Origin of the sequence: Parapedobacter composti (genome assembly GCF_900112315.1) — a bacterium.
Classification (GTDB): Bacteria; Bacteroidota; Bacteroidia; order Sphingobacteriales; family Sphingobacteriaceae; genus Parapedobacter; species Parapedobacter composti.
The window spans coordinates 116,120-130,886 of sequence record NZ_FOLL01000006.1 but is presented as its reverse complement, the minus strand read 5'-3'; the positions used below and the strand labels follow the sequence as shown (position 1 = coordinate 130,886).

Genomic DNA, 14,767 nt, shown 5'->3' with positions numbered 1-14,767 from the left:
CTACCTGATATTGAATACTTCAAAACGATCCCAAAAACCATCCTTGGGCAGTTCGGCATACAAAACAACGGTTTCTTTCTTGATGGGGTGCACAAACTCCAATTTTCGGGCATGCAGGCAAATGGTCCGCCGTAAACTTCCCCTCGGATAGCCATATTTGTGATCCCCCACGATGGGGCAACCAATGGAAGCCAGTTGTGCACGTATCTGGTGTGTCCGCCCGGTCAGCGGATAGACCTCCAGCAGGTAATAACCGTCTATCTGGCCGATCAGCTTATAGGACAGTTCCGCATATACACGGCCATCCGCAGCTTCTTGGTGAACTTTAGTTATGTTCTGCGTGCGGTCACGCGACAGCCAATTTACCAATTTCTTTTCCACTACCTCTGGCGGGTTGCGGACCACAGCCCAATAGGTCTTTTTGATTTCCCTATCCCTGAATATCTGCTGCATGCGCTCCAGTCCCTTACTGGTCTTCGCAAACAATATCAACCCGCTTACCGGGCGATCGAGCCGGTGCACTACACCCACGAAAGCTCCATTGGGCTTGCTGTACTTCCGGGTAAGGTAGGTATTGACCATCTGTTCCATGGATTCGTCATTTCCCGTATCAGCCTGCACCAGGTATCCCGCACGTTTATTGATGGCAAGCAGATGGTTGTCTTCGTAGATGACGTCGTTGTCGGTAATAGGCATAATTCCGTAACTTCACTTTACAGTACAAAGATAACGGTTTAAGGGGTGACCAGCAAGTCTACGAATTCATTCACGGCCATAGCACCCAACCTATCCATGTCCATCGACGCTTCCAGAATCCGGCTTTCCTGTTTTGCTGAAAATATCCGGCGAACGTTGGTCCGGTATTTTTCCAACAATGCCGGAATCCCTTCATCCCGGCGCCGCATGTGCCCGATAGGGTATTCGACCACCACTTCGTCTAAGACTGTGCCGTCTGACAGCGTCACTGTAAGGCCATTTGCGATGGAACGTTTTTCCGGATCATGATAATCGCTTGTAAACTGCGGATCTTCCTCCGTTTCCATTTTTGCGCGCAGTGTGTCGACACGGGGATCGGCTGCCACCCTGTCTTCATAATCAGCAGCGGTGAGCCGGCCGAATATCAACGGTACGGCAACCATGTATTGAATGCAATGGTCCCGGTCGGCCGGATTGTGCAAAGGTCCCTTTTTATCGATAATACGGATAGCTGCCTCGTGCGTCCGGATACGGATATGCTGGATATCGGCCGCGCTTTTGCCCGATTCGGCAAGCTTGCCGTGCAGCAGCATGGCTGCTTCTACAGCGGTCTGCGCATGAAACTCAGCCGGAAACGATATTTTAAACAACACGTTTTCCATAACGTATGAGCCATATTCGCGCTGGAACCTGAAACTATCGCCTCGGAACAGCACATCATAGAACCCCCATTTCGGGGCGGTAAGCACCGATGGATAGCCCATTTCACCGGTTCTGGCAATCAGCGCCAGCCGTACCGCCCTTGAGGTGGCATCGCCCGCAGCCCAGGACTTACGACTGCCCGTATTGGGTGCATGCCTGTAGGTACGCAAGGGATGACCATCAACAAACACCAACGATACAGCATTGATAAGCTCATCGCGCGTGAGGCCGAGCAGTCTGCCCACCACCGCAGTGGATGCGAGCTTCACCAGGATAACATGATCAAGCCCTACCTTATTGAACGAATTTTCCAGTGCCATTACCCCTTGGATCTCATGAGCCCGTATCATGGCGTCCAGCACGCTGCGCATAGTTAACGGCGGCTTACCGCCCGCCACTGCCGTACGGGACAGCCAGTCGGCCGTCGCCAGTATCCCACCGAGGTTATCGGATGGATGTCCCCATTCAGCAGCCAACCAGGTATCATTGAAATCTAGCCAGCGAACCATGGTCCCGATATTAAAAGCGGCATGTATGGGGTCAAGCTGATAAGATGTTCCCGGCACTTTAGCGCCATGAGGAACAACAGTACCGCTGACTACCGGTCCGAGCAGCTTGGTACAGGCAGGATAAGTAAGTGCCTCGAATCCGCAGCCCAGGGTATCCAGCAGGCAGTAATGGGCGGTCCGAAAGGCCAGTTCACTGGTAATTTCATAAGTAAGGGTGTAGTCTACGATGTCGGCGATAACCTTATCCGGTTCCGGACGTTCATTGGAGATGAATGATGACATTGTTTAATCTGATGTTTATATTTTATTCTGCCCAGGCATAATGATACACCCGAGCTATCGTTAATTGACTGCTATGATTCAAACCCGGCTTAGCGTCTGAACTTAGCCCCTATCGTGTATCGGGACAAAATTTCTTGGTTCGGGCCCGATGTAATTTGCACTCGGCCGTATAATCTTGCCGTCCTGCCGCTGTTCAATGACATGAGCGCTCCACCCCGTAACCCGGGCGATAACAAAAAGAGGAGTAAAAAAAGCTGTCGGAATACCCATCAGGTGATAGGATACCGCCGAAAACCAATCCAAATTGGGAAACATCTTTTTTTCTTCCCACATCAGCGCTTCCAGTCGCTCCGCGATATTAAACAAAGCGAGGTTTCCTGCTTCTTCCGAAAGCTGCCTGGCTACTTTCTTGATTACCACGTTGCGGGGGTCTGAGACCGTGTAAACCGGATGCCCGAAGCCGATGATTACCTCTTTCCGCTCCAGGCGCCGCTTAATGTCGGCCACGGCTTCATCAGCGCCGGCATACCGGCTAAGTATTTCATAAGCCACCTCATTCGCGCCGCCATGTTTTGGCCCCCGCAATGCACCGATACTGCCTGTGATGCAAGAGTAGATATCCGATCCGGTACCGGCAATTACCCTTCCTGTAAACGTTGACGCATTAAACTCATGTTCTGCATATAGGTTAAGCGATATGGACATGGCCTTACTCCAAGCCTCTGACGGCGCCTCACCATGTAACAGGTGGAGAAAATGCGCGCCGATGGATGTATCATCGGTTTCTACTGTTATACGCTTGCCGTTATGCGCGTAATGATACCAATATAAGAGAGCCGAGGAATACGATGCCAGCAGCTTGTCTGCGATGTCCCGTGCCCCTGGGGCACCATGGTCTTCTTTCTCCGGGAGCAGGGTACCAAGTACGGCTGTATATGAACGGAGCACATCCATTGGGTGTGCCGCTGCGGGAAGTTGTTCGAGCACGCGCATCGCCGTTTGCGGTATTCCGCGCAGCGACCTCAGCTTAGCTTGATATGCATTCAATTGGACTGCGGTAGGCAGCACCCCATGAATTAGCAAATAAGCCACCTCCTCAAACAGTGCGCCCTCTGCCAAATCCAGAATATCATATCCCCTGTAGTGCAAATCGTTGCCGCTCCGTCCAACGGTACATAACGCCGTGTTACCGGCGACGACTCCGGATAATGCCACTGATTTTTTCGGCTTAAAGCCAGTATTCCCATGTATATCACTCATATTTTTAAGTTAAGCGGTTAGCATCTCCCACAACCGGTCCACGGTTGTATAACGCGTCCAGTTTTTCCTCAAACGCATGGTAACCGATACTCTCGTATAGTTCAGCCCGGGTTTGCATGGTATCCAGCACATGCTGCTGCGTACCATCTTGACGGATGTGGCTGTATACATTCAGGGCCGCTTTATTGGCTGCACGGAATGCCGACAGCGGATAAAGCACAAGAGCCACACCAGCGTCTGCCAATTCATCGACACTCCACAGCGGTGTCATGCCGAATTCCGTAATATTGGCAAGCACGGGAAGTCCCGTCGCTTCGGCAAAAGCCCGATACTGCTCCAGTTCGGTAACCGCTTCAGCAAAAATAAAATCGGCACCGGCTTCAGCATAGGCGACCGCCCGTTCCAATGTAGCCTCCAACCCCTCGTTGGCCAGCGCATCGGTTCGCGCCCCCACAGCAAACTGATCGTCGGTACGGGCGTCTACCGCAGCCTTCAACCTATCCACCATTTCGTCTTTGCTCACCAGTTCTTTATTCGGCCGGTGCCCGCAGCGCTTTGCACCTACCTGATCTTCCATATGCAGTGCTGCGGCTCCCGCCTTAATCAAACTCTTTACCGTACGGGCGACGTTGAACGCAGAAGGACCAAATCCCGTATCAACATCCACCAATAACGGTGTATCGCACACGTTAGTGATACGCTCCACGTCAATCAGCACATCATGCAACGTGGCTATACCCAGATCTGGCACACCAAGCGACCCGGCAGCTACTCCTCCGCCCGACAGGTATATCGCCTTGAAGCCCGCCGCTGTGGCCAGCAAGGCATGGTTGGCGTTAATGGCTCCCGCAATCTGCAGCGGGCGTTCGGCCCGCATGGCAGCATGCCAACGTGCGCCTGCGGTTATTGCGTCCCTGTTTGTCATGGTTTGCTTGTGAATGATGTAAATATATAGATTCTCCCCCAATCAGCCAAATCCGGCCGGTGCCCAGAGCCAAGGAAACCTGCCGCCTGCTTCCGGTCATACGCTGATAAACAACGAAGGGATAGATGGATAGTTCGCCACGGCTTTGGTTAAACTTGGCATGAATATATTCTGGAAAAACGATTTCTGCGGACGTGCAAAAACCAACAGGTCTAACGCTTCCGATTTCGCGGCCTGGGTTACCGCATTAATATCTGTCTTCTCAACCGGTATTGTCCGGTAAGAAATACTCCAATCCGGATAGGCTGCGTCAACCTTGCGCTCCCAGCGCGTCAACTCTTTATCGGGTGCCTTTTCCCCCTCATTACAAAAATGCAGCATCAATAAATGCGGCCGGAGGTTCACTGTCTGCTGCAATGCCAGCAACGCATCCAGTTCGTGATCGTCATACGCCGTAAAAAAGCCGATACGTTCGAATGCGAAATCGGGGGTATCCATGGGTACAACCAACACCGGCACCGGCGATTTCTTGATGACCTCATAGGTTGTACTTCCCAGAAGGCTCTCGGTTAAGTTTGTGACTCCTTTGGTTCCCATCACAACCAAAGAAGCGCCACCTTTTTTCAGCTTATCAGCAACCACTTCAATCATAAACCCTTTCACACACTCTCCCTCAATATCGACCTCCGGAAACTGCTTATTCAGGGAATCTACGAGCTCTTTCATGGCCTTGACGGATTCGCTCTCAGCCCATTTGATTTGTTTAACGCTGTTGCCTCCCTCTCCATAACCGGAATATAATGCGATATAGACATGCAGCAATTGCACTTTCTGGTTTGTTATGCTAGCCAATGCACATGCATATTCGGCAGCCACAAACGCATTTTTCGAAAAATCTGTGGGTACTAATATGGTCTTCATGACTTTAATTACAAGTAAACGGCAAATTTTGTGTTAACAAACTTAGATAAAGTTGTATTGCTATGCAATTATAACCGCGTTAAATAAAAAAGCTACTTTAGCGGTCTCTCCGCTGGCGATTTTTTTCTTACGTTTGCCTTATGTCTGTAAATAAAGAAATCAAACGCATAACCACCCATACCATCCGCGAGATGAAAGCCCGCGGAGAAAAAATAGCGGTACTTACCGGTTATGATTATTCCATGGCCCGTATTCTGGATGACGCGGGCATTGACATCATCCTTGTTGGCGACTCAGCCGCCAACGTCATGGCCGGATATGAGACAACGGTACCGATTACGCTGGATGAAATGATATGCTATGCCTCGGCCGTGGTCCGCGCAGCCAAACGGGCCCTAATAGTGGTAGATCTACCCTTCGGCACATACCAGGGGGACAGCAGCGATGCGCTGAAGGCTGCCGTACGGGTGATGAAAGAAACCGGCGCCCATGCATTAAAGGTGGAAGGAGGAGCCGAAATCAAGGAGGCCGTGCAGCGTATCGTAAATGCGGGAATCCCCGTCATGGGCCATCTTGGCCTCACACCACAGTCAATATACAAATTCGGAACCTACACGGTCAGGGCTAAGGATGAAGCCGAAGCCAATAAACTGAGAGCGGATGCGCAATTGCTTGAAGAAGCCGGGTGTTTCGGTATCGTGTTGGAAAAAATCCCGGCGGTATTGGCTGCTGAGGTCTCGGCAAACCTTAACATCCCCACTATCGGCATAGGTGCAGGTGCCGGCTGCGACGGACAGGTGCTGGTGGTACACGATATGCTTGGCATCAATAAAGGTTTCAAACCCAAATTCTTACGGCAGTACCTTAACCTATACGAAGACATCAGTAACGCCGTGGGCCGGTATATCCAGGATGTGAAAGCGGCCGACTTCCCTAATGATCAAGAACAATACTAACAACGGTTATGATCAATTAGCTATGGGGTACCTTATGAGATATCTTCTTTCTTCCACCGCTGCGCTCGTGAACATCTTTTGTTTATTTGCCCAACCGGAAATTCCCGCAGACACGGCTGTGGTAACAAAGCACGAAATCTCGGTCAAGGGTCAGCGTTTCAGTTACACAGCTTATAAAGGCACCCAGCCCGTTTGGAACGACACAGGCAAAGCAATTGCTACGGTTGACTATACGTATTACGAGCGCGACGGAATTGACGACCGCTCTTCCCGTCCGCTGGTGATTTCATTCAACGGAGGGCCTGGTTCTGCATCGGTATGGATGCAGATTGCTTACACGGGGCCAACATTGCTGGAAATTGACGATGAAGGATACCCCGTCCAACCTTACGGCATCAAAAAGAACCCGTATTCAATATTGGATATTGCAGACATCGTATTTGTCAATCCCGTTAACACCGGATACTCCCGGATACTGGATGAATCGGTTGACAAATCGGTTTTCTTTGGCGTTAACGCCGATATTAAATACCTGGCCGAATGGCTCAGCACGTTTGTTAACCGCCGGAACCGCTGGCTATCGCCTAAATACCTTATCGGCGAAAGCTATGGCACAACTCGTGTGGCGGGGCTTGCATTGGAACTTCAAAACAGCCAATGGATGTATCTCAATGGCGTCATCCTTGTTTCACCGACAGATCTGGGCATCCGGCGTGACGGCCCGGTGGATATGGCGTTGCGGCTTCCTTATTTTGCTGCAACGGCTTGGTATCACGGGAAACTACCGGCCGACCTGCAGCGGAAGGATCTTACCGAAATATTGCCGGAGGTAGAGCAGTTTACGGTAAGCGAATTTCTACCCGCACTTGTAAAAGGCGGGGCGCTCAGCCCAGTTGAAAAACAGGCCATGGCTACCAAGATGGCCCGCTATTCAGGTCTTTCCGAAAAGGTGATTCTCCAGAATAACCTTGACATCGCTACATCCCTGTTCTGGAAGGAGCTGCTCCGCGACAGCGGTTACACCATTGGCCGACTGGATTCCCGGTACCTGGGCATAGACCGCAGGGACGGGGGCGAACGCCCGGATTTCAATGCGGAGCTTACAGCGTGGTTGCATGCGTTCACTCCGGCAATCAACCACTATATGCGAAACGACTTGAAATTCCAAACTGATGTTAAATACAACATGTTCGGACCTGTGCATCCGTGGGATAGAAGTAACGACCGCACCGGTGAAAACCTACGCCAGGCAATGGCTCAGAACCCCTATCTCCATGTGATGGTACAATCCGGCTACTACGACGGGGCATGCGATTATTTCAGCGCGAAGTATAACTTGTGGCAGCTGGACCCCTCGGGCAAACTGCAAAAACGCATGCACTTTATGGCGTACCGCAGCGGCCACATGATGTATCTCCGTAAAGAAGACCTGGAGAAAGGCAACGAGGATATCCGGAATTTTATCCGATCCAGTATCCCCGCAAAGGGAACCCCAGCGAAGTATTAATCTCCTGCCAACAATTCCGGGGGAATGTGTGTTACCTCCGGTATGGAAAAGGTGATCTTCGAAAACACACTGCAATCTTATCTTATTGCTGCCGGCATTATCGTATTGGGCATACTGGTAATCCGGCTTTTTAAGCGCTCCATCCTGGAATGGCTTAGCCGGATGGTCAAAAAATCCGATACAACTTTCGATGACTTCCTCGTTCATGGACTCAGCACAGCCATATTACCCTTGCTTTATTTTGCCGTTTTCTACTTCACTTTGAAAAGCCTTATCCTTCCGCCGTTTCTTAACCGCGCGCTGGATGTGGCAGCAATGCTGCTTTGGACGTTTCTTGTTACCCGGCTGATTATCTTTTCCATCCGCTATTTGCTGGGGAATTACCTGAAGCGTAAAGGTCGGGGCGAAAGCAGTATGCAACAAATGAAAGGTGTGACGTTGATTCTTTCAGCGTTAATATGGATTATGGCCATCTTGTTTTTCATAAGCAACCTAGGTTATAACGTAGCAACCCTCCTCACCGGCCTTGGCATCGGTGGCATTGCCATTGCGCTGGCCACCCAAAATATCATAGCCGACTTATTTAACTATTTCGTACTCTTCTTTGACCGGCCATTTGAGGTAGGCGACTTTGTTGTGGTGGAAGATAAGAGTGGATCCGTCGAAGCCATCGGCATCAAGACCACCAGAATCAGGGCACTTACCGGAGAGCAGCTGGTATTTTCCAATACCGATTTGACGAACTCGCGCCTCCACAATTTCAAGCGGCTACAACAACGACGTATTGTGTTTACCCTCGGCGTTACATATGATACTTCCAAAGAAAAGCTGACTAAAATCCCATTGATTATTCAGGAAGCAATTACCAGCCAACCCGAAACCCGCTTCGACCGGGCACATTTTATGTCGTATGGGGAATATAGCCTGATATTTGAAGTGGTATATTTTGTACTGAGCGACAACTACAACAAGTATATGGATATCAACCAGCAAATAAACCTGTATATCTATGATGCATTTGAACGGGAGGATATACAGTTCGCATATCCAACGCAGCAGATTATTATGCAGTCACCCACCCCCAGAACGGCACCCACGGTTATCCATTGATGACCTGCCAGATAAGGTCTTTCAGCTGCTGGATATTTTTACCTGAAACAGACGAAATAAACACATGCGGGATACCGCGGGGGATTTCCGCTGCCATTTCTTGCTGAAGCTCGTCATCCAATAAATCGGATTTGGTAACGGCAAGAATCCGGGGTTTATCTTTCAGTTCGGGGTTAAAAGCGGCAAGTTCATTCAACAATATCTCATATTCAGCAGCGATGGTCCGGTTGGTATCGGCGGGCACCATAAAGAGCAGCACTGAATTACGCTCAATATGGCGTAAAAAACGGTGTCCCAGTCCTTTTCCCTCCGAGGCACCTTCAATAATCCCCGGAATATCGGCCATGACGAACGACTTATTGTCTCGGTAAGAAACGATACCCAGATTGGGCACCAGCGTTGTAAACGGATAATCAGCGATTTCAGGTTTTGCGGCAGTGACTACAGAAAGTAAGGTAGATTTACCTGCATTGGGAAATCCCACAAGCCCCACGTCGGCAAGGACCTTCAATTCAAGGATAATCCACTCTTCCCGTCCCGGTTCCCCTGGCTGAGCAAACCGTGGCGTCTGCTGTGTGGGACTTTTGAAATGCCAGTTTCCCAGTCCACCGCGGCCTCCGGGCGTTATTACCCGCGTTTCATTATCTTCCGTAATCTCGAATAGGATTTCATTGGTGGCTGCGTTTCGTGCCACGGTGCCAAGCGGAACCTCCAACACTTCGTCTTTCCCATTAGCACCATGTTTAAGGGCGCTTCCGCCGGGCTGCCCATCTTCAGCGATAATATGTTTGCGGTATTTTAAGTGCAGCAAGGTCCACAACTGCGCATTCCCTTTTAAGATGATGTGCCCTCCCCTGCCGCCGTCGCCGCCATCGGGTCCGCCCTTTGATGTAAACCTATCGCGGTGTAGGTGTACCGCTCCGGCACCCCCTCGGCCCGAACGACAACAAACCTTTACATAATCGACGAAATTCGACCCCTGAGGCATTTCTTAACGGATCACGGATTAACCTTTGGACTGACTTACCTTTAAGCCGTCAATAATCCCTTTGATTTCCTCAAAAATGACTCCAATTTCTCCGATGCCATCCACTTTCTTCAATTTACCCTGCTTCTCGTAGTAAGGGAGTACATGAATCGTTTTATCGAAATATTCTGCTATCCGCTTTTTCAATTTCTCGCTATCATCATCCACCCGGTTGCTGACGGCTTTTCGCTTGGCAATTCGGTCGGTTAACTCTTCCTCGTTTACATCAAGCGCAATAACGCCGGTAATGTCCGTACCTTTCGATTCCAAGAAGCTATCCAACGCTTCGGCTTGCGCCACGGTACGCGGAAAACCGTCAAATATGAAGCCCCTGGCATCCGGATTTTTATCGATCTCTTCTTCCAGCATAGCGATGGTAATGGAGTCTGGCACCAACTCGCCCTCTGCAATCAGTTTACTTACCCGCTGGCCGAGCTCTGTCTGATTACTGATGTGTGCCCGGAACAAATCACCTGTCGAAATATGCACCAACTGGTATTCATCAATAAGTTTCTGTGATTGGGTGCCCTTCCCTGCTCCCGGAGGGCCAAACAAAACGAGGTTCAGCATAATATATGTGTAAAAAACAATAGCCTAACCGGCAATTTGATTAGGCTATATGGGTAAAACATGTGCGCTTGAAGGGAGTCGAACCCCTAACCTTCTGATCCGTAGTCAGATGCTCTATCCAATTAAGCTACAAGCGCATTCCTGAATCGGTCTGCAAAGATAGAAACTTGATCGATATAACCGAAAATATTTTTAGAAAAAAACAGCTTTCGGAAAAGAAATTGCTGTAGTCCCCTCATTTTATTACTTTTAAAGAAGCAAAACTTATCCGCTTCTTTTGTTGTTACAAACTCATATATGAAATACAATAAAAACCTACTTAAACGGAAACGTATCCGTATCGGCGACATCAGTATCAGTTACCTTATACACGAAGGTGTTTCTTCCAGCAAAACCGTGGTGTTTATACACGGGTTCCCTTTCAATAAGAACATGTGGCTACCCCAACTGGAGGCGTTGCCGGCCGATGTCACGGGCATCGCCGTGGATGTGAGGGGCCATGGCAACAGTACAGCAGGACACGGCTTTTTCAGTGTGGATGTATTTGCAAAGGACCTCTTGGTATTTCTGCGGAAACTGGAGATACACCAATCGGTTTTATGCGGTGTGTCTATGGGTGGATATATCGCCTTGCGCACGTATCAACTGCAGCCGGAGGTATTTTCAGCGCTTATACTGAGCGACACGAATTCCTTGGCTGACGATAACGATGCCAAAATCAAACGTTTTGACAGCATCCAATCCGTCTTGAAACATGGCAAACGGGCCTTTTCCATCGGCTTTGTCAATAATGTCTTTTCGCAACGTAGCTTAACCGAAAATACGGCAGCCGTAGATCTGATAAAGAGCAGTATCCGGCGAAATACAGAAAGCAGCATCTGTGCCACACTGCTTGCATTGGCTTCGCGGACCGATACCACGGAAAGCCTGAAAGACATTACCGTTCCTACACTGGTCATCCGGGGCACCGAAGATCGGATAACGACCAAAGAACAGGCGGATATCTTAGTATCAAACATACCCGGCGCCACCTACGTTGAAATCCCCGAATGCGGACACCTTCCTAATCTGGAAGCTCCCGACCTGTTCAATAACGAGATGAACGCACTGTTAGCTCAGATCTAAATCGTCATTCTTGGTCAAAATAGTGTAAAATCAGCAGCTTATGCTGGATGGCTGGTGCAGGATGGTTAGCTTTGGCACTTTCCTTCACGTCCTCACAGCGGCATGAAAAAATTCATTAAACTAATGCTGATATCGTTCGTTATCATCTGCGCAGCGCTGGTCATCACCGTAATAATATTCATGAGGCAACCGCAGTTTGGCAAAGCCCCCACAGGCAAGCGGCTGGAACGGATACAAGCCTCACCCAATTACAAGAACGGGAAGTTCCATAACCTGGAAGCTACGCCCGACTTAGCGGAAGGGGTTAATATGACCACCGTACTATGGAATTTTATATTTAATAAGACACTGGACCAGGTTCCAACAAACCCGGTTCCAAATATCAAAACCGACCTCCAAGCGCTGGATATGCATACCGACGTGTTAGTGTGGTTTGGGCATTCTTCTTATTTCCTTCAAATGGGCGGCGTTCGGTTTTTGGTGGATCCCGTTTTCAATGGGCATGCTTCTCCCGTGGCATTTACCACGAAAAGCTTCCGGGGAACTACCGGCTACAACGCTGAAGACATGCCTGCCATCGACGTGCTGATTATCACACACGATCATTGGGATCACCTTGATTATCCGACCGTAAAAAAGCTACAGCACAACGTAGGCCGCGTTATCTGTCCGTTGGGAGTGGGAGCACATCTTGAACATTGGGGATATCCGCCCGGAAAAATCACTGAGCTGGACTGGCATGAAGCCACCGCGCTGACCGACGGCTTCACCCTGCGCGCCACGCCCGCACGGCATTTCTCGGGCAGGGGTTTTAAACGCAACGGCACACTATGGGCTTCTTTTGTGCTGGAAAGCCCATCGGGCCGTATTTTTATTGGCGGCGACAGTGGTTACGGAAGGCATTTTGCTGACATCGGGAAAAAGTATGGCCCTTTCGATTTGACTATCCTTGAAAACGGGCAGTACCATCCTTACTGGATATATATTCATACGCTTCCGGAGCAGGTACTTGACGCAGCCCGCGATTTGGGCACCAAACGGGTGCTGCCTGTACACCACTCCAAGTTTGCCCTGGCCATGCATGCATGGAATGAACCGCTGACCCGCATTACCCAAGCCAACAAACACATAGGCCTACCCCTCTTGACTCCCAAGATCGGGCAACCGGTATATCTCAATGATAGTACCCAGGTATTCGAGCGGTGGTGGGAAGCTAAAGAGTAGTTCTACCGTACCGAGTGTCAAGTCAATGCCGACTCGATAAGCTCGCCGTAAAATGCAGTTTCCGTCATTCCCGCAGCCCGTACCTGTTGCGGGATAAAGCTTTGTGCCGTCTGCCCTGGCACCGTATTGATTTCAATGAAATAAAAATTATCCGTATGCCGTTCAAGGAAAAAATCGACACGCACCATGCCTTTGCAATTAAGGCGCGTGTAAATCGCTTTGACCAGCAGCTCCACCCGGTTCCGCTGCTCCGTCGTCAGCGCTGCAGGGGTTATCTCTTCCGTTTGGCCAGGCATATACTTGGCTTCAAAATCAAAAAATTCACGCGTAGTAATTACCTCTGTGGCTGGTAATACAAACAGGCCGGCAGCACGGCGGTATACGCCTACAGAAAATTCTCTGCCTTCCACAAATTCCTCCACGATGACTTGCTTGCCCGTATTCTCGGCAGAGAATGCTTTTTCGATGGCTGCGGGCAATTCATCCGCCGTCTTCACTTTAGTCATGCCGATACTACTCCCTCCAGCATTGGGTTTCACGAAATATGGAAGAGACAATGCCTGCCGTACAAGTTCGGCAGCCTCAGCCCGCTGCGAATCAAACAGCTGCACCGAGTTGGCCAGGTACAGATCCGGAATGCCCGCCAACACGGCTTTTGTATAGGCTTTGTTCATGGTCAACGCCGAAGTAAGCGCATCACATGAAGTATACGGAAGCCCGACCATATCAAAATAGCCTTGAAGCCGGCCATCTTCGCCGGGCGACCCGTGCAGCATGATGAAAGCCGCATCAAACCGGACCACGCGCCCGTCTATCGGTAAGCTGAAGTCGTCCCGGTTAACCACGTATTTGACACCATTATCGGCTACATGGAACCAACTGTCAACGGTGATGACAATCGTATAAATATCGTATGCTGACTTATCAAGCTGCTGATAGACAAATTCAGCGCTTTTCAGCGAGACCTCGGACTCACCTGTGTATCCTCCGGTGACTAAAGCTATCGTTCTCTTCATGATTCGGCAAATATAATTTGCGATGCACGGAAAAACGAATAATTTTGTCCCTATCTTCCGTTTTAATTACGGAGTAAAAATTGTGGCGCTAATATTGCTGAACACAGACAAACCGTATTTAGCTTTAGCGCTGACATTATACAATTCGACATGGTTAAATTTTTCCAGTACCTAAGGACAGATGCCTTTAGAAAAAACCTTATCGCCGCGCTGATCGGCTTAACCGTTTTCTTCCTTATCATCATATTCGGCCTGCGCCATTATACCCGGCATAACGAGTCGGTTCCCGTGCCGCAGCTTAAAGGGCTGGTAATTGATGATGCCATAAAAAAATTAGAAGCCCAAGGCTTTCAATATGAAGTAGATTCGGTATACCAGATGGATGCCAGGCCGGGCCTGGTTATCGAGCAGGACCCCGATCCAGACACCAAAGTGAAGAAAAACCGCACACTTTATTTAACCATTATTACGCGCACAGCTCCCGAAGTCGCGTTTCCTGAACTTATAGAAAAAACTTTCGTAGAGGCTAAGGCCGTCCTGAATAGCTATGGCCTTAAACTGGGCGACACCACCTATATCCCCGATATTGCTAAAGATGTGGTACTCGATGTCAAATTCGGAGGGGAAAAGCTGAATGCAGGGCGTCCTATACCGAAAGGATCGACAATAGATCTCGTGCTGGGCGACGGCAGGGGAGCTAACGAAGTTCCGGTACCCGACCTGACCGGACTTACTCTTTCTGAAGTGCGTTTCGCATTGAAGGGCGCTTCGCTGACTTTGGGAACCGTTAACTATATGGGGTTGGTTGCCGACAGTACCAGTGCCGTGGTGGTCTCACAGACGCCTACGCCTGATGATCCCAACGTAAGCATCGGCTCCCCCGTGAATGTTGCATTGGCCAACCAATAACGGAAACATCAGTCACCTCATGTTAACG

Annotated in this window: 14 protein-coding genes and 1 tRNA gene; 6 read left to right on the top strand and 9 right to left on the bottom strand. The window is 49.8% G+C overall.

Features of this window, described 5'->3' with window-relative positions:
• From BM030_RS08635 to BM030_RS08615, 5 genes are all read right to left on the bottom strand, one after another.
• The gene (locus BM030_RS08635) at positions 1–696 is read right to left on the bottom strand and encodes an RluA family pseudouridine synthase (protein ID WP_090973189.1); all 696 of its coding nucleotides are present in this window, start codon (positions 694–696) and stop codon (positions 1–3) included.
• A 38-nt stretch (positions 697–734) separates the two neighbouring features.
• Positions 735–2,189, bottom strand: a complete 1,455-nt coding sequence (locus tag BM030_RS08630; protein WP_090973188.1) for a bifunctional 2-methylcitrate dehydratase/aconitate hydratase — start codon at positions 2,187–2,189, stop codon at positions 735–737.
• A 102-nt stretch (positions 2,190–2,291) separates the two neighbouring features.
• On the bottom strand, positions 2,292–3,449 hold the full coding sequence (gene prpC, locus BM030_RS08625; RefSeq protein ID WP_090973187.1) for a bifunctional 2-methylcitrate synthase/citrate synthase: 1,158 nt from the start codon (positions 3,447–3,449) through the stop codon (positions 2,292–2,294).
• Between the two features lie 4 nt (positions 3,450–3,453).
• Entirely contained in the window at positions 3,454–4,374 is a 921-nt protein-coding gene (gene prpB, locus BM030_RS08620; RefSeq protein WP_090973186.1) for a methylisocitrate lyase, read from the bottom strand.
• A gap of 96 nt (positions 4,375–4,470) precedes the next feature.
• Positions 4,471–5,295, bottom strand: a complete 825-nt coding sequence (locus BM030_RS08615) for a universal stress protein (protein ID WP_090973185.1) — start codon at positions 5,293–5,295, stop codon at positions 4,471–4,473.
• A 140-nt stretch (positions 5,296–5,435) separates the two neighbouring features.
• Here BM030_RS08615 and panB point away from each other — a divergent pair, with 140 nt between their 5' ends.
• The 3 genes from panB to BM030_RS08600 are packed head-to-tail and all read left to right on the top strand — an operon-like array spanning position 5,436 to position 8,868.
• A complete protein-coding gene (panB, locus tag BM030_RS08610; RefSeq protein ID WP_090973184.1) occupies positions 5,436–6,251 on the top strand; it encodes a 3-methyl-2-oxobutanoate hydroxymethyltransferase in 816 nt (271 codons plus the stop codon).
• Positions 6,252–6,285: 34 nt separating this feature from the next.
• Positions 6,286–7,758 (top strand): S10 family peptidase, encoded by a 1,473-nt coding sequence (locus tag BM030_RS08605; RefSeq protein WP_090973261.1) that lies wholly within the window; start codon positions 6,286–6,288, stop codon positions 7,756–7,758.
• A gap of 42 nt (positions 7,759–7,800) precedes the next feature.
• A complete protein-coding gene (locus tag BM030_RS08600; RefSeq protein ID WP_211657560.1) occupies positions 7,801–8,868 on the top strand; it encodes a mechanosensitive ion channel family protein in 1,068 nt (355 codons plus the stop codon).
• Here the strand turns inward: BM030_RS08600 and obgE are convergent.
• The 3 genes from obgE to BM030_RS08585 all read right to left on the bottom strand — a co-directional run bounded on the left by obgE (position 8,858) and on the right by BM030_RS08585 (position 10,602).
• Positions 8,858–9,856 carry a GTPase ObgE gene (gene obgE, locus BM030_RS08595; RefSeq protein ID WP_090973182.1) on the bottom strand — a complete coding sequence of 333 codons (999 nt, stop codon included), beginning with the start codon at positions 9,854–9,856 and terminating at the stop codon, positions 8,858–8,860. The two genes, BM030_RS08600 and obgE, sit on opposite strands and share 11 nt — an antisense overlap.
• A gap of 18 nt (positions 9,857–9,874) precedes the next feature.
• Positions 9,875–10,465, bottom strand: a complete 591-nt coding sequence (locus BM030_RS08590) for an adenylate kinase (RefSeq protein WP_090973181.1) — start codon at positions 10,463–10,465, stop codon at positions 9,875–9,877.
• A 63-nt stretch (positions 10,466–10,528) separates the two neighbouring features.
• Positions 10,529–10,602 (bottom strand) — tRNA-Arg (locus BM030_RS08585).
• A gap of 160 nt (positions 10,603–10,762) precedes the next feature.
• Between BM030_RS08585 and BM030_RS08575 the strand changes: the two genes are divergently transcribed.
• Positions 10,763–11,590 (top strand): alpha/beta fold hydrolase, encoded by an 828-nt coding sequence (locus tag BM030_RS08575; RefSeq protein ID WP_090973179.1) that lies wholly within the window; start codon positions 10,763–10,765, stop codon positions 11,588–11,590.
• 102 nt (positions 11,591–11,692) lie between these two features.
• Positions 11,693–12,814, top strand: coding sequence for an MBL fold metallo-hydrolase (locus BM030_RS08570; protein WP_211657559.1), 1,122 nt, complete (start codon positions 11,693–11,695; stop codon positions 12,812–12,814).
• 17 nt (positions 12,815–12,831) lie between these two features.
• Here the strand turns inward: BM030_RS08570 and BM030_RS08565 are convergent, their stop codons facing one another.
• Positions 12,832–13,830, bottom strand: a complete 999-nt coding sequence (locus BM030_RS08565; RefSeq protein ID WP_090973178.1) for a D-alanine--D-alanine ligase — start codon at positions 13,828–13,830, stop codon at positions 12,832–12,834.
• 150 nt (positions 13,831–13,980) lie between these two features.
• On the opposite strand from BM030_RS08565, the gene BM030_RS08560 reads away from it, so the two are divergent.
• Positions 13,981–14,739: a PASTA domain-containing protein gene (locus BM030_RS08560; protein WP_090973177.1), complete on the top strand. Its 759-nt coding sequence runs from the start codon at positions 13,981–13,983 to the stop codon at positions 14,737–14,739.
• Positions 14,740–14,767 lie beyond the last annotated feature (28 nt).